This window comes from Arachidicoccus terrestris (assembly GCF_020042345.1).
In the GTDB taxonomy this organism is placed as follows: domain Bacteria; phylum Bacteroidota; class Bacteroidia; order Chitinophagales; family Chitinophagaceae; genus Arachidicoccus; species Arachidicoccus terrestris.
This window is the reverse complement of the sequence record NZ_CP083387.1, coordinates 1,499,695-1,524,659: the sequence shown is the minus strand read 5'-3', so window position 1 is coordinate 1,524,659 and position 24,965 is coordinate 1,499,695. Positions and strand designations below refer to the sequence as shown.

The 24,965-nt window shown below is 43.5% G+C and carries 20 protein-coding genes and 1 tRNA gene; 12 read left to right on the top strand and 9 right to left on the bottom strand.

Going from position 1 to position 24,965, the window contains the following annotated elements; genetic code table 11:
- Nucleotides 1-26: 26 nt before the first annotated feature.
- Nucleotides 27-113 (bottom strand) — tRNA-Leu (locus K9M52_RS06125).
- A gap of 146 nt (nt 114-259) precedes the next feature.
- Between K9M52_RS06125 and K9M52_RS06120 the strand changes: the two genes are divergently transcribed.
- From K9M52_RS06120 to K9M52_RS06075, 10 genes are all read left to right on the top strand, one after another.
- Nucleotides 260-1,753, top strand: coding sequence for a GH3 auxin-responsive promoter family protein (locus K9M52_RS06120; RefSeq protein WP_224071176.1), 1,494 nt, complete (start codon nt 260-262; stop codon nt 1,751-1,753).
- 176 nt (nt 1,754-1,929) lie between these two features.
- Complete coding sequence (locus K9M52_RS06115; RefSeq protein WP_224071175.1) at nt 1,930-3,087, top strand: 1-deoxy-D-xylulose-5-phosphate reductoisomerase; 1,158 nt, start codon at nt 1,930-1,932, stop codon at nt 3,085-3,087.
- Between the two features lie 35 nt (nt 3,088-3,122).
- Entirely contained in the window at nt 3,123-4,466 is a 1,344-nt protein-coding gene (gene rseP, locus K9M52_RS06110; protein ID WP_224071174.1) for an RIP metalloprotease RseP, read from the top strand.
- Nucleotides 4,467-4,483: 17 nt separating this feature from the next.
- Nucleotides 4,484-5,605, top strand: a complete 1,122-nt coding sequence (locus K9M52_RS06105) for a glycosyltransferase (RefSeq protein ID WP_224071173.1) — start codon at nt 4,484-4,486, stop codon at nt 5,603-5,605.
- 58 nt (nt 5,606-5,663) lie between these two features.
- Nucleotides 5,664-6,248: a D-sedoheptulose-7-phosphate isomerase gene (locus tag K9M52_RS06100; protein ID WP_224071172.1), complete on the top strand. Its 585-nt coding sequence runs from the start codon at nt 5,664-5,666 to the stop codon at nt 6,246-6,248.
- A gap of 53 nt (nt 6,249-6,301) precedes the next feature.
- A complete protein-coding gene (locus tag K9M52_RS06095; protein ID WP_224071171.1) occupies nt 6,302-6,928 on the top strand; it encodes a D-glycero-alpha-D-manno-heptose-1,7-bisphosphate 7-phosphatase in 627 nt (208 codons plus the stop codon).
- 10 nt (nt 6,929-6,938) lie between these two features.
- Nucleotides 6,939-7,568 (top strand): 16S rRNA (guanine(527)-N(7))-methyltransferase RsmG, encoded by a 630-nt coding sequence (gene rsmG, locus K9M52_RS06090; protein ID WP_224071170.1) that lies wholly within the window; start codon nt 6,939-6,941, stop codon nt 7,566-7,568.
- An 84-nt stretch (nt 7,569-7,652) separates the two neighbouring features.
- The gene (locus K9M52_RS06085) at nt 7,653-10,286 is read left to right on the top strand and encodes a M1 family aminopeptidase (protein WP_224071169.1); all 2,634 of its coding nucleotides are present in this window, start codon (nt 7,653-7,655) and stop codon (nt 10,284-10,286) included.
- A 123-nt stretch (nt 10,287-10,409) separates the two neighbouring features.
- Entirely contained in the window at nt 10,410-10,904 is a 495-nt protein-coding gene (locus K9M52_RS06080) for a hypothetical protein (protein ID WP_224071168.1), read from the top strand.
- A gap of 386 nt (nt 10,905-11,290) precedes the next feature.
- Nucleotides 11,291-12,934, top strand: coding sequence for a CTP synthase (locus K9M52_RS06075; RefSeq protein ID WP_262902426.1), 1,644 nt, complete (start codon nt 11,291-11,293; stop codon nt 12,932-12,934).
- A gap of 399 nt (nt 12,935-13,333) precedes the next feature.
- Here K9M52_RS06075 and K9M52_RS06070 read toward each other — a convergent pair whose 3' ends face one another.
- The 3 genes from K9M52_RS06070 to K9M52_RS06060 all read right to left on the bottom strand — a co-directional run bounded on the left by K9M52_RS06070 (nt 13,334) and on the right by K9M52_RS06060 (nt 16,601).
- The gene (locus K9M52_RS06070; RefSeq protein ID WP_224071167.1) at nt 13,334-14,476 is read right to left on the bottom strand and encodes an acyl-CoA dehydrogenase family protein; all 1,143 of its coding nucleotides are present in this window, start codon (nt 14,474-14,476) and stop codon (nt 13,334-13,336) included.
- A 174-nt stretch (nt 14,477-14,650) separates the two neighbouring features.
- Complete coding sequence (locus K9M52_RS06065; RefSeq protein ID WP_224071166.1) at nt 14,651-15,463, bottom strand: uroporphyrinogen-III synthase; 813 nt, start codon at nt 15,461-15,463, stop codon at nt 14,651-14,653.
- 40 nt (nt 15,464-15,503) lie between these two features.
- On the bottom strand, nt 15,504-16,601 hold the full coding sequence (locus K9M52_RS06060) for a DUF4271 domain-containing protein (protein WP_224071165.1): 1,098 nt from the start codon (nt 16,599-16,601) through the stop codon (nt 15,504-15,506).
- 313 nt (nt 16,602-16,914) lie between these two features.
- Between K9M52_RS06060 and K9M52_RS06055 the strand changes: the two genes are divergently transcribed.
- Both K9M52_RS06055 and K9M52_RS06050 read left to right on the top strand, forming a co-directional pair.
- Nucleotides 16,915-19,719 (top strand): carboxypeptidase-like regulatory domain-containing protein, encoded by a 2,805-nt coding sequence (locus K9M52_RS06055; protein WP_224071164.1) that lies wholly within the window; start codon nt 16,915-16,917, stop codon nt 19,717-19,719.
- 91 nt (nt 19,720-19,810) lie between these two features.
- Nucleotides 19,811-21,187, top strand: coding sequence for a hypothetical protein (locus tag K9M52_RS06050; RefSeq protein WP_224071163.1), 1,377 nt, complete (start codon nt 19,811-19,813; stop codon nt 21,185-21,187).
- A 432-nt stretch (nt 21,188-21,619) separates the two neighbouring features.
- Here K9M52_RS06050 and K9M52_RS06045 read toward each other — a convergent pair whose 3' ends face one another.
- The 5 genes from K9M52_RS06045 to K9M52_RS06025 form a co-directional block, all read right to left on the bottom strand.
- The gene (locus K9M52_RS06045; RefSeq protein ID WP_224071162.1) at nt 21,620-22,309 is read right to left on the bottom strand and encodes an OmpA family protein; all 690 of its coding nucleotides are present in this window, start codon (nt 22,307-22,309) and stop codon (nt 21,620-21,622) included.
- 112 nt (nt 22,310-22,421) lie between these two features.
- Nucleotides 22,422-23,078, bottom strand: coding sequence for a CBS domain-containing protein (locus K9M52_RS06040; protein ID WP_224071161.1), 657 nt, complete (start codon nt 23,076-23,078; stop codon nt 22,422-22,424).
- A gap of 11 nt (nt 23,079-23,089) precedes the next feature.
- The gene (locus K9M52_RS06035) at nt 23,090-23,851 is read right to left on the bottom strand and encodes an alpha/beta fold hydrolase (protein WP_224071160.1); all 762 of its coding nucleotides are present in this window, start codon (nt 23,849-23,851) and stop codon (nt 23,090-23,092) included.
- A gap of 110 nt (nt 23,852-23,961) precedes the next feature.
- Nucleotides 23,962-24,507 carry a CvpA family protein gene (locus tag K9M52_RS06030; protein WP_224071159.1) on the bottom strand — a complete coding sequence of 182 codons (546 nt, stop codon included), beginning with the start codon at nt 24,505-24,507 and terminating at the stop codon, nt 23,962-23,964.
- A complete protein-coding gene (locus tag K9M52_RS06025; RefSeq protein WP_224071158.1) occupies nt 24,504-24,956 on the bottom strand; it encodes a GatB/YqeY domain-containing protein in 453 nt (150 codons plus the stop codon). Before K9M52_RS06025 ends, K9M52_RS06030 begins: the two co-directional genes overlap by 4 nt.
- Nucleotides 24,957-24,965: the final 9 nt, after the last annotated feature.

The following is a 24,965-nucleotide window of genomic DNA, read 5'->3' as shown; positions in this document are numbered from 1 at the left end:
GATTTATAGTCGTTTTTAATTCTTTATGGTGCCCAGGACTGGATTCGAACCAGCACATCCTTGCGAACGCTGCGACCTGAACACAGTGCGTCTACCAATTTCGCCACCTGGGCATTCAGGAGCGCAAAAGTAATGGGAAAAGTTGGATTTCAAAAAAATATTCGAAAAGAAATTTTCTTTTTGTTGAATTTATCGATTTTTTCTGGGACTTCCATTCGCATTTAAGTTACATTTGAAGCCTTAAGAACTGTACAGAAAGATGCACGTAAAATCATTATTGGCAAGGCCTTTCGCGGGCTTTATCTATAATAAGATAAAAAAGGAGATGGCGAGCGCGGTGGAGGATCAGAAAAGCATCCGCCAGTACCTGATAAAATCAGCTCAACACACCGTATTTGGTAAGGACCATGGCTTTGAAACGATAAAAACCTATGAAGATTTTAAAAATCAGATTCCGGTTCGTGATTATGAGGCATTGAAGTCTTATGTTGAAAAAGTAAAGGAAGGAAAACAAAATATTCTCTGGAAAGGTAAGCCCTTGTATTTTGCCAAAACCAGTGGCACCACCAGCGGCGCTAAATACATCCCTATCTCCAAAGAATCGATCTCTAACCACATTAATACAGCCCGTAATGCGCTGCTATGCTATATAGCCCAGACAAAAAACGCTGATTTTACAGCAGGTAAAATGATTTTTCTGAGCGGCTCTCCTGAACTGGACAGAATCGGAGGCGTGCCATCTGGCAGATTAAGCGGGATTGTTAATCATCATGTCCCGCCTTATTTAAGAACCAACCAGCTTCCCAAATATGAAACCAATTGTATTGAAGACTGGGAGACCAAACTGGATAAAATCGTAGAAGAGACCAGTGCCAAAGACATGACCCTGATCAGTGGAATCCCTCCTTGGGTTCAGATGTATTTTGATCGGCTGATAGAAAAGCATGGTAAGAAGGTTTCAGAGATCTTCCCTAACTTTTCATTACTGGTATACGGAGGCGTCAATTTTGAGCCTTATAAACAGAAACTCTTTGAATCCATTGGCAAGGAAATTGATAGCATTGAGCTTTTTCCTGCTTCAGAAGGCTTTTTTGCCTTTCAGGATACGCAGACGGAAAAAGGTATGTTACTCAATACTAATTCGGGAATTTTCTTTGAATTCATTCCGGCAGATGAGTACGGAAAGCCGGGTGCCAAAAGGTTGTCTCTTGAGCAGGTGGAACTGGATCAGAATTATGCCCTGATCATCAGCAATAATGCGGGCCTTTGGGCCTATGATATCGGGGACACAGTGCGTTTTGTCAGTCTTGATCCCTACCGGATCGTTGTGACAGGCAGGACCAAGCACTTTATCTCTGCTTTCGGAGAGCACGTGATCGGGGAAGAAGTAGACTATGCGATGCAGGCCGCCGCGGGCAACTGTAGGGCTAAAATTACAGAATTTACCGTAGCACCAATGGTGGTCCAGGGAGAAGGTAAGAGTTATCATGAATGGTTGATAGAATTTGAATCGGCGCCGGAAAATATAGAACAGCTGGCCCTGACAATTGATAATTATCTAAGAAAGAAAAACACTTACTATGACGATTTGATCGCTGGAGGTATTCTCCAGCCACTTAAAATAACCCCCGTCAAGAAGGACGGTTTTATTAATTATATGCGCTCCATCGGTAAACTGGGCGGGCAAAATAAACTCCCCAGACTCAGTAATGACCGGAAAATCGCTGACGCATTAAAAGAGTTTTTAATTTAACTTATGTAGAAACCTTGGTTTTTATGGAATATTTTTAGGAAAAATCCCTGCAAGTGAGCAAGTCACTGATCGCCGGAGGTAGTCCAGTGGGGCGATTTTCTATTTAGACCTAAAACCAATATCTTTACAACCATTCGTAAAAACGAGGTATTATTAATCCTGCATCCCTGAAAATTATGCAAAAAAGACGTATTGCAATATTTGGCTCTACCGGTTCGATAGGTAAGCAGACCCTGGAAATCATTGATGAAAATCCTGAACTCTTTTCAGCTGAGATACTGACTGCATCTACCAATGCGGATCTGCTAATCGAGCAGGCGCTTAAATACGATCCTAATATTGTGGTGATAGCAGATGAAAGCCAGTTTTCCGCAGTACAGACAGCCCTTATCCAGACCAATACCAAGGTTTTTGCAGGTGAACAGGCATTGACCGATGTAGCTGGGATGGACGCCTATGACCTGATGATTGCCGGTATTGTAGGCTTTGCAGGATTAAAGCCCACGCTAAAAGCCATTCAGATCGGTAAGCCCGTAGGGCTGGCCAATAAAGAGACATTAGTGGTTGCAGGAGATATCGTCATGCGTACGGCCGCCGAGAACAGGGTGCCCATCATCCCCGTGGACAGCGAACATTCAGCTATATTTCAGTGCCTTGTAGGAGAAGGGCGCAATAAAATCGACCGGATTATCCTGACTGCCAGCGGAGGGCCGTTTCTGGGCAGAAAGCCAAATTACCTGGTCAATGTGAAGCGAGAGCATGCGCTGCAACATCCTAATTGGCAGATGGGGGCGAAAATCTCCATAGACTCTGCCACTTTGATGAATAAGGGCCTGGAAATGATCGAAGCCAAATGGTTGTTCAACCTGACGCCTCAACAGATCCATGTCATTGTTCACCCGGAAAGTATCATCCACTCCATGGTGGAATTCGAAGACGGCAGTATTAAAGCTCAGATGGGACTGCCCAATATGAAGGTGCCTATCCAGTATGCAATGAGTTTTCCACATAGGATTCAGTCAAAATTCCCCCGATATGACTTCCTAAAGCCCGACGCCTTACATTTTGAGAAACCAGACCTGAAGACTTTCCGGAACCTGGCCCTGGCCTCAGAAGCCCTGAATAAGGGAGGTAATTTACCTTGTATCGTAAACGCAGCCAATGAGTTAGCGGTTTATGCCTTTTTGCATAACCGAATTGGCTTTTTGGAAATGACTGACGTGATTGAAAAAACTATGGCGAAAATCAGTTTTATTGAAAGGCCTACCCTGGAAGATTACTTTGAAACTGATGGGGAAGCCCGTAATTTTGCAGCCACATTGGTTAATATGTAATCAAAACTTAATTTTATCATTACTTCGCAATCTACATGACACTTTTAGCTATAGACTGGGCAACTGTCGGAATAAAAGCTGCCCAACTTATTTTATCTCTTTCCATTTTAGTGGTCCTCCATGAATTTGGTCATTATATAACGGCCAGATGGTTCAAGTGCCGCGTCGAAAAATTCTATCTGTTCTTTGATCCCTGGTTTTCTCTGGTAAAAAAGAAAATCGGCGATACGGAATATGGGATTGGCTGGGTGCCCTTAGGTGGGTATGTAAAGATCTCCGGAATGATCGACGAAAGCATGGATAAGGCACAGATGGCTGAGCCTGCCAAGCCGTATGAATTCAGGAGCAAGCCTGCCTGGCAGCGCCTGATCATCATGCTGGCCGGTATTATCGTTAATATCCTGCTGGGCTTTTTTATTTATTCCATGATGCTCTGGAAATGGGGAGATGCTTACCGCCCGACGGACAGCCTTCAGTATGGAATCGTAGCCGATTCATTGGCGCAGTCTGTAGGATTGCGCAGTGGTGATAAAATACTGACCTTGGACGGCAAAAAAGTGGCGCATTTTGAAGATATTCCACTGAAGATATTACTGGATGACGTAAAAACCATTCAAGTATTGAGAGACGGAAAACCGGTTGAGGTATCCTTGCCGGCAGACCTGACTTCTACAATTATTAATAAACATCTGCATTTTCTGGGTGCTGATGACTTTAGAAAAAAGGTTCCCGCATTAGATTCTGTGTTAGCTGGTTCGCCTGCAGAAATGGCCGGACTTAAAAAAGGAGATAAGGTCGTTGCTTTCAACGGACAGCCTGTAGAGTTCTGGGATCAGGTGACACAGCCGACAAAAGCGGCGAAAGGCCAGCAGGTGGAAGTGTCTGTATTGCGGGGCGGTGATACAGCCAATTTAAGTGTTCATGTCTCTGAGGAAGGGACAATGGGGGTCTATGTCAGGGCTGAACCTCCCTTTATTGTCCATTATACCTTCCTGGAAGCCCTGCCTGCCGGAGTGGCGAAAGGATGCAGGATGCTCGGCTCCTACGTGAAACAGCTGAAAATACTGTTCGGCGGTAAGGTGAATCTCTCCGAAGGTATGAGCGGACCGGTGGGTATTGCCAATCTGTTTCCCGCTACCTGGGACTGGCAGGCTTTCTGGTCGCTGACGGCTTTTTTATCCATGATTCTGGCGATTATGAACTTACTGCCCATTCCGGCACTCGATGGCGGGCATGCCTTATTCTGTATCTATGAGATGATCACGGGCCGCAAACCGGGTGAAAAGTTTATGGAATATGCACAGACGGTAGGCATGATCATCATATTGGCCCTTATGGTCTTTGCATTTGGCAATGATATATTCAGGCTTTTTAAATAGGCTCAACTATTTAGTGTATGCATATTGTAATACTGGGTCCTGCATATCCGCTCAGGGGAGGTCTGGCCAATTTTGATCAGCGTTTGGCCAGACAATTTATGGTGGAAGGGCATCAAGTAGAAATGTATACCTATAGTTTGCAATATCCCGGATTTCTATTCCCCGGTACCTCTCAATATAGCGATGAACCTGCACCCCGTGATCTGGATATAAAAGTGGTCATCAATTCAGTTAATCCGCTCAATTGGCGCAAAGTTGGTAAAGCACTTCAGCGGCTGAGACCCGATTTGATCATCGTCAGGTATTGGATTCCTTACATGGGTGCCTGCCAGGGCAGTATTCTAAGACAAGTTAAAAAGAATGGACACACCAAAGTTGTCTGTATCACGGATAATGTTATCCCACACGAAAAAAGGCCGGGTGATACGCTATTGACCAGATATTTTATAAAACCGGTGGATGGCTTTATTACTATGAGCGATTCAGTAGAGAAGGATTTGCGTCAATTTACGGATAAACCATCCAGATTAGTGGTGCATCCTTTATTTGATAATTTCGGGGAGCCCGCAAACAAGCAAGAAGCCCGGCTGCAATTACATTTGCCCGATGAACCCATTATATTGTTTTTTGGCTTTATCCGAAAGTATAAAGGATTGGATATTTTGTTAAAAGCCATGAAATGCCTGAAAGACAAAAACAGCAGGATTATCCCCAGGCTATTGGTTGCAGGAGAATATTACGGCGGCAGAGAGGAATATGAAAAGCTGATCAGGGAACTCGGTATCGAGGACCAACTCATTATGCGGACTGGATTTATTGCGGATAGTGATGTGCGGTGGTATCTGAGTGCGGTGGATTTTGTCATACAGCCATACCGGGATGCAACGCAAAGCGGGGTGACGCCACTGGCGTATCATTTTGAGAAGCCAATGTTGGTCACTAATGTCGGTGGGTTGCCTGATCTGGTGCCGGATGATCAGGTGGGTGTTGTTACAAAACCGACACCCGAGTCTGTTGCAGCTGGTATCGAACAACTTTACAATAGGGGAGAGGCATATTTTTTGCCTCACCTCAAAGAAGAAAAAAAGCGTTATAGCTGGGCCAGGTTCTCAGAGGCGATTCTGTCGTTGATAAAATAAGTAAAATGAAGCCCCTCCGGGCTGGTCCATTTAGTGTACCATTCCAAAATGTTAAACCATGAAATCAATTATACAGGATTGTATCAGCAGGTCCATTGCCGTCAAGCAGCAGATATTGGCTGACGACGCTTTTTTAGCCAGAATCCAGGAGGCGGTGGATATGATCACACGGGCATTTGAGGCAGGCAGGAAAGTTTGGTTTTGCGGTAATGGCGGTAGTGCTGCTGATGCGCAGCACCTGGCTGCCGAGTTCTCGGGCCGTTTCTATCTGAACCGTAAAGCGTTGCCGGCTGAAGCTTTTCACTGTAATACCTCCTATCTGACCGCTGTGGCTAATGATTATCATTTTGATGATATTTATTCCCGGTTGATTGAGGGACTTACATATCCGGGAGATATACTGATAGGGCTGAGTACATCAGGCAACTCCCGTAACATCATAAAGGCTTTTGAATCGGCTCGGGCGGCAGAAGTGGTGACAATTGGTCTCACAGGGGAAAGCGGTGGTGCCATCAAAGCCTTAAGTGATATTCTCTTTAATGTACCGGCAACGGACACACCCCGGATTCAGGAGTCCCATATTCTTATCGGACACATTATCTGCCAGTTGGTAGAAGAAAATATATTTGGCCAGGGTAGATAATGTGCATAAAACAGATCATTACGAAGCAGATTTATAAGGGATTTAGTTAAAAAATGGATATAGCAGAAAATAAAAAAGAAATAGCGGGACATTCAGAGCAAGTCGATACCATTGATGCTAGCTGGACGCTGTTTTTGGATAGAGATGGTGTGATTAATGAAGACCATGTCGGTGGATATACCCTGAGTATTTCAGAATTCAGGTTATATGAAGGGGTAAAAGAAGCTATGGCGCAGTTTGCAAAGCAATTTGGAAAGATCGTGATCTGTACCAATCAACGCTGTATCGGCAGAGGTCTGCTCACGGAGCAAGGGCTGGCAGATATTCACAGGTATTTACTGGAACAAATTACACCTGCCGGCGGAAGGGTTGATCACTTTTATTACGCCAAGGAACTTTATGACAGTGACCCGTTAAGAAAACCTAATCCCGGAATGGCAATAGCTGCTATGGAGGACTATCCGCAAATTAATCTTCAGAAATCTATCATGGTCGGCAATAATCCCTCTGATATGGAGTTTGCGCTGAATGCACATATCGGCTATAAAGTGTTTTTACATACGACCATTGATGAGGCGCCCACCAAGGAAGGCCGACCGATCAGCGATTTTAATTATAACAGCCTGAAGGCTTTTGCTGATAGTATTAAAAATAACAAAATCACCCGACCATCTCATTAAACGTTTATTTATGGTAGAAGTACTTCAGCAATATTTTTCTGGCTTTACAGCGGAACAGGCCCTTCAGTTTGAAGCCTTGGGTAAATTATACCCCCAGTGGAATGAAAAGATCAATGTAATTTCCAGAAAAGACATCGACAGCCTGTACATCCGTCATATCCTTCATTCGCTCAGTATTGCTGCGGTTATAGAGTTCAAAGCAGGCACTAAAATCATTGACATAGGCTGCGGCGGCGGATTTCCAGGAATTCCACTGGCCATTTTCTTTCCTGAAGTATCCTTTCACATGGTAGATTCTATTAACAAGAAGTTGACCGTCGTTAGAGAGATCAGCCAGCAAATAGGACTGAAAAATATTACAATAGAACATACAAGAGCCGAAAATATCAAAGACCGCCAGTTTGATTTTGTCGTCTCCAGAGCCGTTACTTCGCTGAAGAATCTTTGGCAGTGGAGCAAGCCGCTCATCAGGAAAGCTAAGGAGCAGGAACTGCCGAATGGTCTGATTTGCCTTAAAGGAGGGGATCTGGCCCAGGAGATTTCTGAAAGCGGGCTCCGGCCACACATTTACAGGCTGGAAGATATCTTTGATGAAGACATATTCCAGGATAAATTTCTACTGCATGTCAAAAAAGGATAGCTATAAAAGGCCTCTGTGAGTAACCGCCTATCAAGAACACTGTATTTTCTGAGATAAATCTTTTAAATTATAATATGCCTCAACATGAATGTCGCCAGATTTAAATTTCTTCTCTTTGCTAGTGTAATGCTTATACTCGGCTATAGCTTAGCAGGCTGCCATAGTAACGCTGAAGTAAAAGAAATTGAACTGGAGCAGGGGGTGTCTCAAAAGCTGGCGACGTATCGAAAACGGGTGATCAGCCATTTGCAATATAAGATTAGTTACAACATCCCTGTTGACAGAGAGGAGCCTATTCAGGCTACGTCAGCCATACAATTTGATTACCAAGATAGCCTGAAAGTGCCTTTACAGATAGATTTCAGGCAAAACGGGACGGCTTCCCTCCAGAAAATGGTGATTAACGGGCAGCAGGCTGTCCCCAATTATCAGAAAGAACATATTATTATTGATGCCGGTCAGCTACAGAAAGGCACCAACACTATCTCATTTGAGTTTCAGCCAGGAGAAGAAGCTTTGAACAGAAGGGATGATTATATGTACACATTATTTGTTCCTGACCGGGCCCGTACCGCGTTTCCATGTTTTGATCAGCCTGATTTAAAGGCCGTGTTTGATCTTACCCTGCAGGTCGATACCAGCTGGCAGGCGATCGCCAATGGGCATCTACAGGACAGTTTGGTAAAGGGCAGCAGGAAAACATTACATTTTGAGCCTTCCGACACGTTAAGCACTTATCTGTTTGCTTTCACTGCGGGTAAGTTTAAACTGGCAAAAGGAAAAGTGGACACTTTGGTTGCCAAGTTGCTTTACCGAGAAACAGATCCCGCTAAGATAAAGGCCAGTCTTCAAGAGGTGTATCGTTTATCTAATAAAGCCGTTCGGTTTTATGAAGACTGGACGGGCCTGCCATATCCTTTCCATAATCTCGGTATGGCCGCTATCCCGAATTTTCAGTTTGGAGGAATGGAGCATCCTGGCAGTATCTTATACCAGTCCTCCAGCCTGTTTTTGGATCCGGTGGCTACCGCCAGTCAGGTCAACAACCGCTCAAATCTACTGGCCCATGAACTGGCTCATATGTGGTTTGGCGATCTGGTGACGATGCGTTGGTTTAACGATGTCTGGATGAAAGAGGTCTTTGCTAACTTTATGGCTGATAAATGTATGAGACCAGCAGGTAAAGTGGCGGCTTTCAATCATAAGTTTTTATTAGATCACTATCCGGCGGCTTTTGATGAAGATCGGTCGGCCGGAGCTACACCGATCCGGCAAAAACTGGAAAATTTACAGCATGCAGGCATGTTATACGGTAATATTATTTACCATAAGGCGCCTATTATGATGCGCCAGTTAGAGTTGCTTGCCGGGCCTGCCGCTTTTAAAAAAGGCGTTCGGCAGTATCTGAAAATGTATGCCTATGGAAATGCGGGTTGGCCGGAGCTGATTGCGCTGATTGATAAAGAGACACCGGTGGACCTTGTCAAATGGAATAAAGTCTGGGTAGAAAGGGCCGGCCGGCCTGTGTTTGACTACCGGATGGAGACAAAAGGAGGCCGGATATCAAAGCTTACGCTCAGTCAGCATCCGGAAGAGGTCGCCGGAAGAGATACAACTCTCGAATACAACAAAGGCCGGTCAGCTGTCTGGCCTCAGATTTTTGACATCACACTTTTTTATGAGAAAGGAATAAAAGTGATTGGTGTGCGTAATAGCAGTAGTGCTATGGAGATAAAGGCAGCCATCGGACAAAGAACACCCTTGTTTATCTTATTCAACTCTAACGGAATGGGCTATGGCCTATTCCCGGCAGATTCCATAATGGCTACGCATTTGTACCTGATTGGTTCTCCACTTCAAAGAGCTAGTGCCTATATCAATTTATATGAACAGATGCTTGCCGGCAAAGGGCAGCGTCCGGAACGGTTGCTGCAGTGCTTTCTGAAAGCGGCCCATAGTGAAAAAGATGAACTGAATACCCGCTTGTTGTTAGGATATATCAAAACAATCTATTGGGATTTTATACCCCGGGATATAAGGCAGAAATTAGCCCCAAGCTTGGAAGAAACGCTCTGGTCGGACCTGAGTAAAAGTAATGCTACAAACATCAGAAAATTGTATTTTCAGAGTTATAGCAGTGTATTTCAAAGTAGGGAGGCCTTACTTCGCCTGAAAAAAATATGGCTGGATATGAAACCTCCTGCCGGTGTCAGACTTTATGAAGATGATTATAGTGATCTGGCCCTGCAACTCGCCCTCAGAATGGATAGCAATAAGGTTTTATTAGATAGCGCACTTGGTAGGATCAGCAATGAAGATAAACGGGCGACCTTTAAGGTTGTTATGCAGGCCGCCAGCAGTGATCCTGCGTTAAGAGAACGGTTCCTTAATGAGATAAGTGATCTAAAGGGGCGTAGTAATGAAAGGGCAGTACTTTCCGGGCTAACCTATTTACATCATCCATTACGCCAGCCTGGAAGTGAAAAGTATTTGAAGGCTTCATTAAAGCTCCTGGAAGAAATACAAAATACCGGTACGATTTTTTTCCCTAAAGGGTTTTTGAGTGCCATCTTCGCAAATTATAACAGCGCTAATGCCGTAAACGCCGTGAATGCTTATTTAGAGAAGCATAAAAATGATTTTCCAAAACTGAGAGATAAACTATTGCAGGCTACAGACCGACTCAGAAGGGCAAGGCTTTGGTCGGAAAGTAAATAGCAAGAACATTATTTATCATATGATAGAAAATAATATCCGGTGATTTTTAATGCCAGGTGTAGCGATATGGGTTAACAGGACGTTCAGAGTGTATTCATAAATTATTTTAAAATTTTAAAACCGATGAAAAAGATCTTGTTAACCGCTGCAGCGGCTACCATGCTTATTGTGGCATGTTCCAAAGATGATAACCCTACTCCTCCACCTCCAGATCCATCAACAGAGATCCGGGGAGACTGGGCGGGTGTATCATATGTAATGACCGGCTTTATTGATGGGGAAGCAATTGATGAGACCAATACGGATAAGGATGCGCTGGTAAAGTCTCTGAAGATTACTTTATTTGAAGGCACCGAAACAGCTGATTCCATCAAGGGAACCTATGGTGAAGAAAACAAAGCATTACTGGGTACCTATGTCTTGAACACCGAAAAAGATAAAACTTCTATCGATGCAAAATTAGACTTAGGTGAAGCAGAGGACTTTAACGTCAAAGGAGACGTGAGCCTGACAAAGGACTCTCTGATTGTTACCAGTGGTGTAAAAGGTGATGTTCAGTTTGGTGACAAGACGGCTGACAGTACTTCTACTGTCGTGAAGTTTGTCCGTGAAAAATAATGTCGGATTCCCACTCTATATGTAATAGTACATTTTGCGATTTTTGTTCGTTGAAGGTGACCACCTCTTATGAGTCTATCTCTGGAGGTGGTTTTTCTTATATATTTTATCGGGCCAATATTTGCCTGAAATTCATCTTCTTATGAAGATTGCTTTTGCCAGACAGGCACAAATGCGGGCTCGCTCTAAAAATTAAAGGCAGGCACGTGCCTAAATCCCGGAAAATTCAAATATCTTTGCATGACCTCCCTAGGAAAATGAGTCAAAATCCCTTTTCCAAAATCATTTATTAATCAGGTCACGTTCGTCATCCGTTTTTTTGTAGTAATCAATGATCGGATGATTATTTTTTTTGTATAAAAGTTGAATTCATATACAATATAATTATGGCAAAGTATGTATTTGTAACCGGTGGTGTGACCAGTAGTTTAGGAAAGGGCATTATAGCAGCTTCGCTGGCGAAGCTGTTACAGGCAAGAGGGTTGAAGGTCACAATCCAGAAATTTGACCCTTATATCAATATCGACCCCGGAACCATGAACCCTTATGAGCATGGAGAGTGTTATGTAACAGAAGATGGTGCGGAGACCGACCTGGATTTGGGACATTATGAAAGGTTCCTGAATATTCATACTTCCCAGGCGAACAACGTTACCACGGGAAGGATCTATCAGACGGTGATCAACAGAGAGCGGGAGGGAGCATACCTGGGTAAGACTGTCCAGGTTATTCCTCACATTACCGATGAGATTAAGCGCCGTATGCTATTGCTGGGCGGGGACGGTAACTATGACGTGGTTATCACTGAAATCGGCGGTACAATAGGGGATATCGAAAGCCTGCCGTTTGTAGAAGCTATTCGCCAGATCCAATGGGAATTGCCCGAAGAAGATGTTTGCGTTGTACACCTGACGCTGATCCCTTATCTGAAGGCGGCAAAAGAACTTAAGACCAAACCTACACAACATTCTGTTAAGACCATGAGTGAAAATGGGGTGCATCCCGATATCATTGTCTGCAGGACTGAAGAACCACTCACCAATGAACTGAAGAGAAAAATAGCTCTTTTCTGTAATGTAAAACAGGATGCCGTAATAGAAGCGATGGATGCTTCTTCTATTTATGAAGTGCCGCTGGAAATGCTTCGAGAGAAACTGGACTTGATCTGTCTGAAAAAATTTCAGATCTCCGATATTAAAGAACCACAACTAGAACAATGGAAAGTCTTCCTCGATAAATTGAAATACCCAAAAAGTAAAATCACGATCGGTCTGATCGGAAAGTATATTGAACTGCAGGATGCCTATAAATCGATTTTGGAGAGCTTTATTCATGCAGGTGCGGCTTGTGAGGTGAAAGTACAGATCATCAATGTTCACAGCGAATTTATTACTAAAGATAATGTCGCAGAGAAACTGGAATCCTTTGACGGGATGCTGGTAGCGCCAGGATTTGGAGAAAGAGGAATTGAAGGTAAGATTATGGCCATTCAATATGCCAGAGAGCACGGCATTCCTTTCTTTGGAATTTGCCTGGGTATGCAGATGGCCGTTATAGAATTTGCCCGCAATGTAATTGGCCTGAAAGGAGCTCATTCTACAGAAATGAAGGAAGATGCCACGCATCCGGTCATCAGTATGATGGAAGAACAGAAAAAGGTAAAATTAATGGGCGGGACTATGCGCCTCGGCGCCTATCCTTGTGAGATCAAAGATGGGTCATTGGCACATAAAATTTACGGAAAGGTGAATATCTCGGAAAGGCATCGTCACCGGTATGAGTTTAATAATGAATACCTGCAGCAATTTATTGACAAGGGAATGCCGGCTACCGGTTTCAATCCCGAGACAGGTCTGGTAGAGATCGTGGAGGTTCCGACGCACCCTTTCTTCATTGGTGTACAATATCATCCCGAATTAAAAAGTACCGTTCTAAATCCTGCCCCGCTCTTTGTCCATTTCGTGGCTGCCGCCAAGCAATACAGTGAAAAGAGAACGGCTAATAAAATGACCAGTGCGGTGATCAGATAATTATATACAATCCTGATATCAATTTTATTGAATATCAAAAGACCGCTGTTGTTAGGGCAACAGCGGTCTTTTGATACAGCTACAATCGCTCAAAATAAGGGAAAGATGCCTGATAAATGATCCGGTTTCAATGCGCATCTCTCCTCCGGGTATATGAAATTGTCTTGCGTTGCTTGATGGTGCGCTTATCGCACAATAACTATCTTGTTGCTGTTCGGCTATGTATTAGGTTTTTACTTTTGCATAGCCTTCGCTTCAGGCTTCACAGACGCTCCGGGTGGGGGTGCCTCCGCCTGTTTTTTGTTTAATGTCCGTCTGCGCACCACAGCCAGGCAATATTTCCAGACCTTCCCTGAGTATATTCCTGGCAGCATTGACAAACTTTGCCAGACAGTTACACTATCTTAGAAGCTCCCGGGCGATCACAATTTTCTGGATTTCTGATGTGCCTTCTCCGATAGTGCAGAGTTTGGCATCCCGATAAAATTTTTCCACAGGAAAATCCTTTGTATAGCCGTATCCACCAAAAATTTGCACCGCCTCTGTGGCCGTCCTTACTGCTACTTCACTGGCATAGTATTTCGCCATGGCAGATTCTTTCGTAAGTTGCGCATGATCTTCCTTTAGCTGGCAGGCGCGTTGAATCAATAAATCTGCAGCATCGATTTCAGTGGCCATATCGGCCAGCTTAAAACTGATGCCCTGAAACGAACTGATGGGTTTATCAAACTGTTTGCGTTCCTGGCTATATTGTAGAGCAGCTTCAAAAGCACCCTTAGCAATGCCAAGTGATAAGGCCGCTATGGAGATCCTACCGCCATCCAGGATGGTCATTGCCTGTTTAAATCCTTCTCCCACTTCTCCCATTCTCTGTGCATCAGAAATTACACAATTATCGAAAATGATTTCAGCGGTCTCACTGGCACGCATCCCTAATTTATTCTCTTTTTTGCCTGCCTTGAATCCTTCCATACCCCGCTCTATAATAAATGCAGTACAATTGTCTCTCGTATGGGCGGGACCGGTTCTGGCCAACAATACGACGGTATTACCGGTAATGCCATGGGTAATCCAGCATTTTGAACCATTAATGACCCAGTTATCACCCTGTCTGGTGGCAACACATTTCATATTGCCTGCATCACTGCCGGTATTGGGTTCTGTCAGTGCCCAGGCGCCAATATGTTCCCCCGACGCCAGCGCCGGCAGGTATTTATTTTTTTGAGCCTCACTTCCGAAGGTCAATATATGATTGGTACATAAGGAATTATGTGCAGCTACACTCAGTCCGATACTGCCGCAGACTTTGGCGATTTCTTCAATGACAACTTTATACTCATGGTAGCCCAGTCCGGCCCCCCCGTATTGCTCCGGTACCAATACCCCCATCATCCCTAATTCGCCTAACTTTTGAAACAATTCCACCGGAAACTTCTGCGCCTCATCCCATTCCATTACATATGGTTTAATATGCCTGGCGGCGAAGTCAGCAGCCATTTGCCGGATTTCCAGCGCTAAATCACTTACTTGAGTTGTGTGCATATAGTATCAAATATTTAAAACTAACTAACATTTGTTACAAATGTAGTGCTTTTTTGATGTTATTCAAAAAAATTACTGATTTTTAATAAGGTATTAGGTGAAACATAAAACAAAGCCACCCCTTACAAATAGAGTGGCTTTAAATAGCGTATGAAAAACAGAAATAGTCCTGTTTTATTTTGCTTTTTTTCCTGCAGTTTTTTCCCGGGAGGCCAGATAATTATCCAGAGCAACAGCCATGTTGGGGCTTTTCTCTGACGGTGCAACGATGGTCGCTTTTAAGCCCTCCTGACCACAGGCCCGGAAGGTGCCACTTCCGAAAGTGCCTACAACTGTGTCTGATTTACCAAAATCAGGATAGGAATCCAGCAGGCAGCGGATACCGCTAGGTGTGAAAAAACAGATTATGTCATAGCGTTGATTATTCATAACACTTTTGATATCATTAGATACTGTGCGGTACATAAAGCCGAGTTCAAAGCTACAGTTATTGGCTTTCAACCAGTTAACGATGTCGCTGTCTTGCTGGTTTTCACTACAGACATACAAAAAACTTTCATTTTCCTTATGTTTGTTGATCACATCGAAAATGCTCTTGTTGGTACCATCGGCCCCAAAAAATACCTTTCTTTTTCTATACAGAATAAATTTCTGAAGGTAAAGCGCGATGGCCTCTGCTACACAAAAATATTTGGTATCCTGACTTACAGAGACTTTCATTTCTTCACACATGCGGAAAAAATGATCGATGGCATTTCTACTGGTAAAAATAACGGCACTATATTTAGTGATATCTATTTTCTGTTTTCTGAATTCTTTCGCAGAAAGTCCTTCCAGTCGTATAAATGGATGAAATACTAATTCGGCATTGTGCTTTTTGGCTAGGTCGTAATAAGGTGATTTCTCACTACTTGGTTTGGGTTGGGTAATGAGTATCCTAGTATTTACCGTTGCCGGAATCAAGCTCTTACCTTCACTTTTTACCATAAATTATTATAATGTCGATAGAATAATGAATAGGTACAGGTTACATGAACCGTCCCATATTGGTCAATAATACTTTGTAAACAAGTAGCAAAGGTACTATTTCAACCGCGCAAAGGTACAAAATAAAGTGGAATGCGCTCACCTTGAGTTTGCCTTTAATTAGAAGAAAAGAGGCTATATAGCGATATATTAGAAGTATAACTATTATAACCACTACAGTGGAAAAGACATGTCCGAGGGTACTATCTGTTCCGTAACTGATTAACAATGTGGCAGGGAGCAGCACGAGGCCGATGATTTTATTGATAGAAAAGACGACCTGATTATAAATAGTTGCTGCAGTAGGTGCGCCAAATACCCATCCGGAAAGTAAAATGACCAAAAATTTAACAAGATAGACACCCGCTAATAAAAGAGAAAAAAGCGCCCAGGTTGTCCAAAAGTTCGTGCCGGGTATATTGGGCCGGGCTATCTGGGCTAGGAATAGCCCTCCCGTTAATACGAAAAACAGGTTTAATAACAGGGAGGGAAGCAGATTCTGACCACTGATCTGTTCCGATGCATTATTTTTTCTATCATTAGGATGTAGAAAAAACCAGAAGATCTGATTAAAATAACGCGGAAATATCATTTTAATCAGGGCCAGTAACAACGTAATTCCAAAAAAAGCATAAAAGAGCAGATCGCGATTCCGGTATGCATGAAAACTGACAAGTGCACCATTGTTATTGCCGGCATCACGACTATTGTCATAGAAATAATCAGGAAAGAATATGCTGTAATCAGGACGTCGATTGTCTCTGGTCAGTGCTGCGGATGTCAGCCCTGATAAAACCTGCCTTTTATGCGTATTATATATAGAATCTTTACGCTCCTTTAATTGACGCTGTTCGCTGGCTTTGTGTTGCGCTTCAAGTTGCTGTGCTGTCAGAGCCTCGGGACGGTTGTTGGCATTTCCGCTATCAGAGGCAGCAATTGTTGCCGAACCAGATTTCGAACTGTCCGGTGTGTTCGCTAATGTACGCTTTCGGGACTGCTTGACTCCTGTATCGGCGACTGGTTTAGCAGTGCTTGCTTTTGCGGCTTTGCCTGTATCTTTTGTTTGCGTATTTGTGGATGATTGTTTTTTTGCTGGCACAGCTTGGCCCGCCCGCCCAGTATCTCCGGCACCAGATCGGGTGCCTGTAGTTTTTTTGGTGGGAGTGCTATCTGTATTTTGATGTTGGCCCAAAACAGTCAAAGTACAGCAAATGCATATTAGAAAAATCCACAATTGCTTCATACTCTGCAAAGTTGCCTATTTTTTTGGGAAACCCGCTCATTGTATCGTTTTTTTTGTTTTGCTGACAGAGATGGATGGTAACACGGAATTAATCCTGAGATAACCTTGGCTTAACACGGCACTTCTACTTTTGGCCCGTAAATAATTAGATCACTAAAGCATAGATTTCTTGAAAATTAAATTTTCTTTATCCTTAAGTTACCTGATCACCTTACTGATCTTAAGTGGCTTACAGCTGGCCCAGGCAAAGCCTGTTGACGACAGCAAAATACAAATAAACGGGAAGGTCCAGGATGAAAAAGGCGTTCCTGTTGCAGGTGCAACCATAAAAATTTTAAACAGCCACACCGGTGCAGTCAGCGAATCAGATGGGATATTTCAGCTCATGTGTCCCAAGGACTCAAGCTGCAAGGTTAGTGTGGAAGCTATCGGCTACCAAAAAACTGTTCTTACTTTATATCCGAATCGTCAAAAAGACCAGCCTTTTTTAATTGAACTCCAGTCTAAGGCAGGAGATCTTGCAGATGTAACGGTTTCTGCCGTGAGACGTAGCAGCGGTAGCGTGGATTTGGTCTATGCAAATCAAAAGGCTGCTTCTGCGATCTCTGATGGCATCTCTCAGGACGTAATTAAAAAATCGCCCGATAGAAATATGGGTGATGTGCTTAAAAGAGTCAGTGGCGCATCCGTTCAAGACGATAAGTTCGTCATTATCCGAGGACTGAATGAACGCTATAATACGGCAAAAATGAATGGTGCACTATTGCCTTCCACAGAGCCCGACAAAAAAGCATTTGCCTTTAATATTATTCCCGCATCACTCATCGACCAAGTGGTGATTTATAAATCCATGACACCAGATCTGCCTCCTGACTTTGCCGGAGGGGCGATTGATATAACCACCAAGGAATTCCCATCAAGAAGGGTGAGTGAACTGTCGTTATCGCTGGGATATCAGACAAATACAACGTTTAAAAGCTTTAAAAAATCAAAGGTTACGGGTAAATACGACTATACAGGATATTTTGATAATCGACGAGCTCTGCCGGCTTCCTATAACTACTATAAAAACGGGTTTAGCCATCAGGATGATGGAATTAAAATGGCCGTTACCGAAAAATTCTCTAATAACTTCGGCTATAAAGGGGCTGCAAACAGCCTACCTGATATGAGTATTTCGTATACAGGTGGGGACACTCGGTACACAAAGTCGGATAAAAAGTTCGGGTATATTTATTCCCTGGGTTACAGCGCTTCCAGAGAAGTCACCACAGGGTTAATCAACGACTATTCTATTGACAAGAGACAGATATACAGAAGCAACGCAACAGATTACAGCTATAAATATGGCCATTATGCCTTACTGAACCTTAGCTATGCGTTTAATGCGAACAACAGATTGATGCTCAAAAATCTTTATAACAATCAGCTCACCAGCGATGTGGTACTTAGAGAAGGGGCCAATCTTTCTAACGAAAACCCACAGCCTTTTATCAGCAGCTCCAGTAAGGCATCTAGAAACGGTCTTTTGCAATCGGTATTGCAAGGAGTACATGACTTAAAATCTGATCAGGTACTCAATTGGAATTTGTCCTATGCCAGAACCTATCATTATAGCCCGGACGAGACGATTCTTACACTGAATGAGAACGCTGATGGTGGTTATGAAAGAAAGCTGAGCAATGAGAACTCACCGGAAATTCAGAATGCGGGCCGGGTCTATTCCAGTAACCTGGAGCAGCAGTTCGGCGGTCACTGGGATTACAGCTATGGATTTAAATTGGGCGATCAGGAACAATTATTAAAGGCCGGAATGTCGACTTATTACCGGTTAAAAGATGTATCGGTAGAAGCGCTGGGGTATGCGTCACTAAATGCGTATGGTATTACCATTCCCGCAGATCCTTCGAGCCCTTTTGACCTCTTTACCAATGAGAATATTGAGCAGTATAAAGTTACAGTAGCGACTATTGGCAATAACTCTACAGATTATCAGGGAAAGGCCTGGAATACTGACGGATTTGTCATGTTAGAAAATAAATGGTGGAACCACTGGACCTTAAAATGGGGAGCTGCCATTAGCAGTTATAATCAAAAACTGATACCGACTTCCGGAAAATCCATCGAAAAGAATAACACTGATATCCTGCCTTCTGCCATCCTGACTTTCCGGCCATGGTCGGAAATGAACTTCAGGTTAGCCGGATCTCAATCCGTAAACAGACCAGAGTTCAGGGAGCTGGCAGATTATAGCCTCTATGATTATAGCAAGGATTTTATCTATCGTGGTAACCCGAATCTGACCCGAAGTAAGATCACCAACCTGGATTTTCGGTATGAGTTTTTCCCTGCAACAGGAGAGATCATCTCAGCCAGTATATTCTACAAACATTTCAATGATCCTATCGAACAGGTCAATCAGGGGAACGGAATTCTTAACTATCAGAATGCAGACGAAGCACAGTTATACGGGGCAGAGTTTGAGATCAGAAAGAAACTGGATTTTCTGGGAAGTGAATTCATGAGCAAGTGGACCTTATATGGAAATGCCACCTATGTTGACGGAGATATTCAATTAAATGGTACAAAGGGCAAAAGCTTAATGCAGGGCCAGTCGCCCTATTTGATTGGCGCAGGTTTGAGCTATACGGAAGGGGATATGTCTGTGAACCTGCTTTATCAGAAAGCCGGCCCCCGCCTTGCCTTCAGAGGCCAGGGTGAAGGGCAGATGAATATCTATGAAAAAGGAAGGGATGTCATTGACGCACAGGTGAGTTATAAATTCCTGAAATCTAAAAAACTGGAACTGAAACTATCAGCCAAAGACTTGTTGGCACAATCAGTTGACTGGTATTATAAGTTCGGGGTGAGTCAGGATAGCCGTAAAACGGGCTACGACGCCTCTACGGATAAAATCACTCGCCAGTTTAAACCGGGTACAGCACTTAATCTATCTATCAAATATCAATTTTAGATGCCATACATTTCTTAAAACAGATTATTAATCACAAAAATTCAATCTAAAAACAGACGTAAAAACCAAAGTAAAATTCAACTTAAAAATCATGAAAAAATTAAGAACAATTCAGTTTATGGGACTTGCCGGCGGCCTGATTATGATGGCAGCAAGTTGCAGCAAGTCAGATGACGGAGGGGTTGTAAACCCGGTAGATCCATCTGAGACGACAGATATACGGGGATCCATTAGTAAAGACCAAACGTGGACCAAAGATAATGTCTACAGGCTCCGGGGCTATGTTTATGTAGAATCAGGTGCAACCCTGACCATTGAACCTGGCACCAAGATCGTTTCCAACAGTGATTCTGCAGGCGTTTTAATCATATACAAGGGTGCTAAGATCAATGCCAAAGGCACCGCTTCTGCGCCAATTGTATTCACCTCTAACGAAGAGAGTCCTAAACCTGGCGATCTGGGTGGCTTGGTCCTGGTTGGTAAAGCTACCGGCAATCATAATCATGCCAATCTGGAAGGTGGAGTAGATGATTCACACAAGGATTTCGGCGGTACAGACGATGCCGATAACAGTGGTGTTTTACAATATGTTCGTATTGAATATGCAGGGAAGGCTGTCAATCCAGGGGATGAAGTAAACGGTCTCTCGCTGTACGCTGTGGGTAGCGGTACAACGATTGATCATATTCAAGTTATCCGTGGCCTGGATGACGGATATGAGTTCTTCGGCGGCAGCGTAAACTGTAAGTATCTGATTGCTTATGATTGTGCCGATGATGATTTTGATATGGATGACGGTTACCATGGCAAGATTCAGTTTGGGCTGTCTATTAAGGACCCTAAATTTACTGACGCTAAGGGCACCAGTGGTGATTTATCCAATAACTTTGAAATAGATAATACCAATGGTAAGATTCCATTCAATACCCAGCCGATGACCACACCGGTATTATCTAACTTTACTGCGATCGGCCCTAATAATGCCAGCGGTACTTCATCCGATTTTGGCTATGGGATGCGTTTTAGAAGAGGCTCTAATGTTACGTTAGCTAATTCTGTTGTTCTGGGCAGCCAGAAAGGCGGTCTGATTATTGAAGACGATGTAACTCAGGCGAATTATAAAGCCGGTACAGCCAGATTCTATAACAGCTTGATCCAAGCGGTAACAAAACCCTTCCTTGTATTGGGTAGTGATTCAACCACACTGAACACAGCAGCCTTGACAACACTGACACTGGGCACAAATCTTTCTCAGTTGTTAAGCGGTGCAGAAGACGCCGGTCTGACAGACCCGTTCAATAACGCGGCACCTGACTTGAAGCCTAAAGCCGATTCTAAAGCATTGACTACTGAAGGAAAGTTTGATGTTAACGGATTGGACAACAGTTTCTTTGTGAAGACATCTTATGTAGGTGCACTGGATGCTAGCAATGACTGGACAAGTGGATGGACCGCATGGGGTAAATAATAAAAGAAGAAATGCCATGACGCTTATCATAACAGCACAGAATCGCAGCGTCATATATTGAGTGTTGATAAATAGCAATGGAAAGGCCCGACAATATTAAATAGATATTGATCGGGTCTTTTGCTGTTTTCTATTATAGACAGTGTCTGTGTTGGTTCGCATATCCACTTTAGATGGACCACTGCAATTTACCACGCTTCATTTAGTAACGGAACTCGTATTTTGAAAAGCAATTTTTTGGTTCTCTGCCGAATATAGGTGCGTCCGTGGAAGCTGTTTTACGTCGGTCGCTGCTTTGGCTATCGGAAATAGTGATCTCCGGAAAACCGGAAGGCCACTGTGTAACTTGAATATTACATCAGTGGCCTTCTGGTTATTTTTCGCCCGTTGTATGTTATGGGCATCGCTTTAGTCGCTTGTTGCCGATTGTGCTTATTTTCCCTGCTGCTTCGCCTCTTTTGCTGCGTCAGCCTTCATCTGCTCATTGGCGGTAATCAGAAATTCAACACGACGGTTCTGGGCGCGCCCATCCTCTGTATTGTTATCGTATTTAGGTACTGTTTCACCGAAGCCCTTTACGGTCAGTCTGGAACTGTTGATGCCATTTGATTTCAGGTAGTCAGATACTGCGGTAGCCCTTTTTATGGACAGAGTCATATTATAGTTCGCTGCACCAGTGTTATCTGTATGCCCCTGAACTTCCAAGTTCGTTTCAGGGTATTTGTTCAGGATCGTGATCAGGTTACTAAGTGTATTTCTGGAAGCGTCTGTCAGGCTTGACTGGTCAAATCCAAAAAGAACCTTACTATTAAACTCTACGACAATTCCTTCTTCGACACGCTGTACCTTTGCGTCCGGAATCTGCTCTTTAATATCTTCTGCTTGCTTATCCATCTTTTTACCAATTACGTAACCGGCACCGCCGCCAACTGCAGCTCCAATAATGGATCCCAGCGCAGTGTTACCTGAAATTTTACCGATTATGCCACCTGCTACTGCTCCACCGGCTACACCGATGGCTGCGCCGCGTTCGCTTTTATTTGCATTTTTATAAGCATTACAGGAAGTAAGCATGATTGCACCTGTGATAAGGGCAAATACAGAGATTTTTAGCTTTTTCATTATTGTTTGGTTTTAAAGTTCTAAATATGCTATAATTATGCCATTCTCTTCGATATAAAAAAAATACGCACGTTTAATTACTGATTATTAAAATATTAGATAATTCTTAAAATTATATGCTAAGATAGTTCATTAAGGCTTCATAATTCCTGCGAAGCTCATTTTCATATAGTTCATTCCCCCAAAAGTGTACCACATTATACTCATAACGCTGCAGGGTGCTGATAATATCAGACACTTCCATACGGTCCAGCCGGATATTGATCCACAGATTTTCGGTCTCCTGGTCGTTATAGGTATTGAGTTGGGTAATATTGGCGTCACCGGACTCAATAAGGCGGGTAAGAGCGGAAAGAGAGTAATCTACTCTCTTCATCTGTAGCGTGATAATTGCTCCGCCAGATTTCTCCGTGTCCAGTAAGACAGCCAGTCCGCTAAGTAATGCACCTGCAGTGATGACGCCGATGTAATTTTGTTCAGTATCTAAAACGGGCAATAAATCGGTTCCGGCGGCAGTTATTGTGCGAAGCGCTGCGTAAATATGTTGACCGCCACCAATTGAAAGTGTTCTGAGAGGTACTTCCTCAAGAAGTATTCTCTCATCCAGTGATTCCAATACTTCCAGTGATATCAGTCCGAGTAACTCATCTCCTTTAAGCAACGGAGCATATGTTAAGCCGCGGTCATTGAAAACCATCATGGCATCCGCCACTGTACTGTCAGCAGTCAGTGTCGGAAAATCGGGCGCTATGATTTGTTCACATAACATGGCTATTGTGCTTAGGATTTATGTTTCTGCAAAAATGCTTCCAATAATACATTGAATTCACCTGGAACTTCCATCATAGGGGCGTGGCCACATTTATCAATAAAATGCAACTCGGAGTTAGGGATCAATTTATGAAACTCTTCTGCCACAAATGGTGGCGTAACCTGGTCATTCTGCCCCCAGATAAGCAGGGTGGGTTGCTGGACACCATTTAATTCCTGTCCCAGGTTGTTACGAATGGCGCTTTTAGCCAGGGCAATGATCTTAATAACCTTCAGACGGTTATTGGTGATCTCAAAGACTTCACTGACGAGTTCCTCAGTGGCCATTTTAGGGTCATAAAAGGTAAATTCGGTTTTCTTACGAATATATTCCCTGTCTCCTCTTTTTGGGTAGGTGTCTCCCATGCCGTTTTCAAAAAGGCCGGAACTGCCGGTCAGGATCAGGGTTTTAATCCTTTCCGGATGTTTGAGTACCTGTACCAGTGCAACATGGCCACCCAGTGAATTCCCCAGGAGGTGCATATCCCTTATGTCCAGTTTCTCAAAAAACCGGTTGACATATTTTTGGAGCCCGCCCACTGTAGTACTGAGCAGGTCTAATCCAAAGAGAGGCAATAGAGGGACGATCACACGATGCGTGTGCTTAAAATGCTCGATCAGATCCTCAAAATTGCTCAGCGCACCAAACAGGCCGTGAAATAAAACAAGAGGTTCTCCCTTGCCTTCATCAATATATTGAAATTTATCTAATTGTTTTACTTCGTAACTCATATTATAATATCTGTACAGGTATTTCTTACTTACAAATAAACATAATTCAAATGAGAATTTATTATTTTTTTTAGCACATCAACCTGCTTGTTAGGCTGATACCGTTTAGATTAGCTGGAGGAAGCCGGAATTCTGGCGGCCATGTCTGCAAAAAAATCAGAAAGATGGCTAAACATGTCCTTAAACCAGGGAATCACAGCGCCCAAATGATCAATAACCCATGGACCAAGATTATGGAAATAGGGATAAGTTACTGATCCTGCAATGGTCTGGGGCCCTGTAAGGCCCATTTTACTCGTATAAAATAACACAACACTATAGAGGGTAAAATAAACCAGGCCATATAAAATAATACCACAAATACGGTTTAGCCACCCCATAAGGACTGCTTCCGCCAACTGTTCGATCATGCGGGCAACCAGTTTGATGATAACGATGACTACAACCAATACAATCACGAAAGACAAAAAGGATAGCCATTTGCCATGCATCGATTGACTGGTTAGGTAACCTGCTACTACCACCGAGAGCTTCATGGCCGCTGCGATACCGATAATGAGCGCTACATACGAAAATGCGGCCACGATGACCCCTTTCCGGTAACCTTTAAAGATTGCCAGAACCAACAGTATCGCTGCGATCAGATCTAGGGTCATTTACTCAATAGGGCTTTTACCTGTGTGGAAATGGCTTTGCCGTCGGCCTTGCCAGCCAGTTTTTTGGTCGCAATACCCATGACCTTTCCCATATCTGCAGGGCTGGAAGCGCCGGTTTCCCTAATGATGTCAGCAATAATTTCTTGCAGTTTTTCTGCCGAAAGCTGTTCGGGTAAGAATTGCTCAATAACAGACAGCTCCGCCTTTTCTTTGGCTGCCAGATCACTTCGTCCCTGCTGTTCAAAAATCTCCAGCGAGTCCTTGCGTTGTTTGGCCATTTTCTGTAGAAGTTTGACTTCACCGTCTTCTGTAATTATGCCACCGGCACCGGTTTCTGTCTTCGCCTTGATGATTTCTGCTTTGATCGCCCTCAAACTGCGAAGGGCGTCTTCATTCTTTGATTTCATGGCCTCTTTAAGGCGCGTCATGATTTCTTGTTCTAAGCTCATTGTATAAAG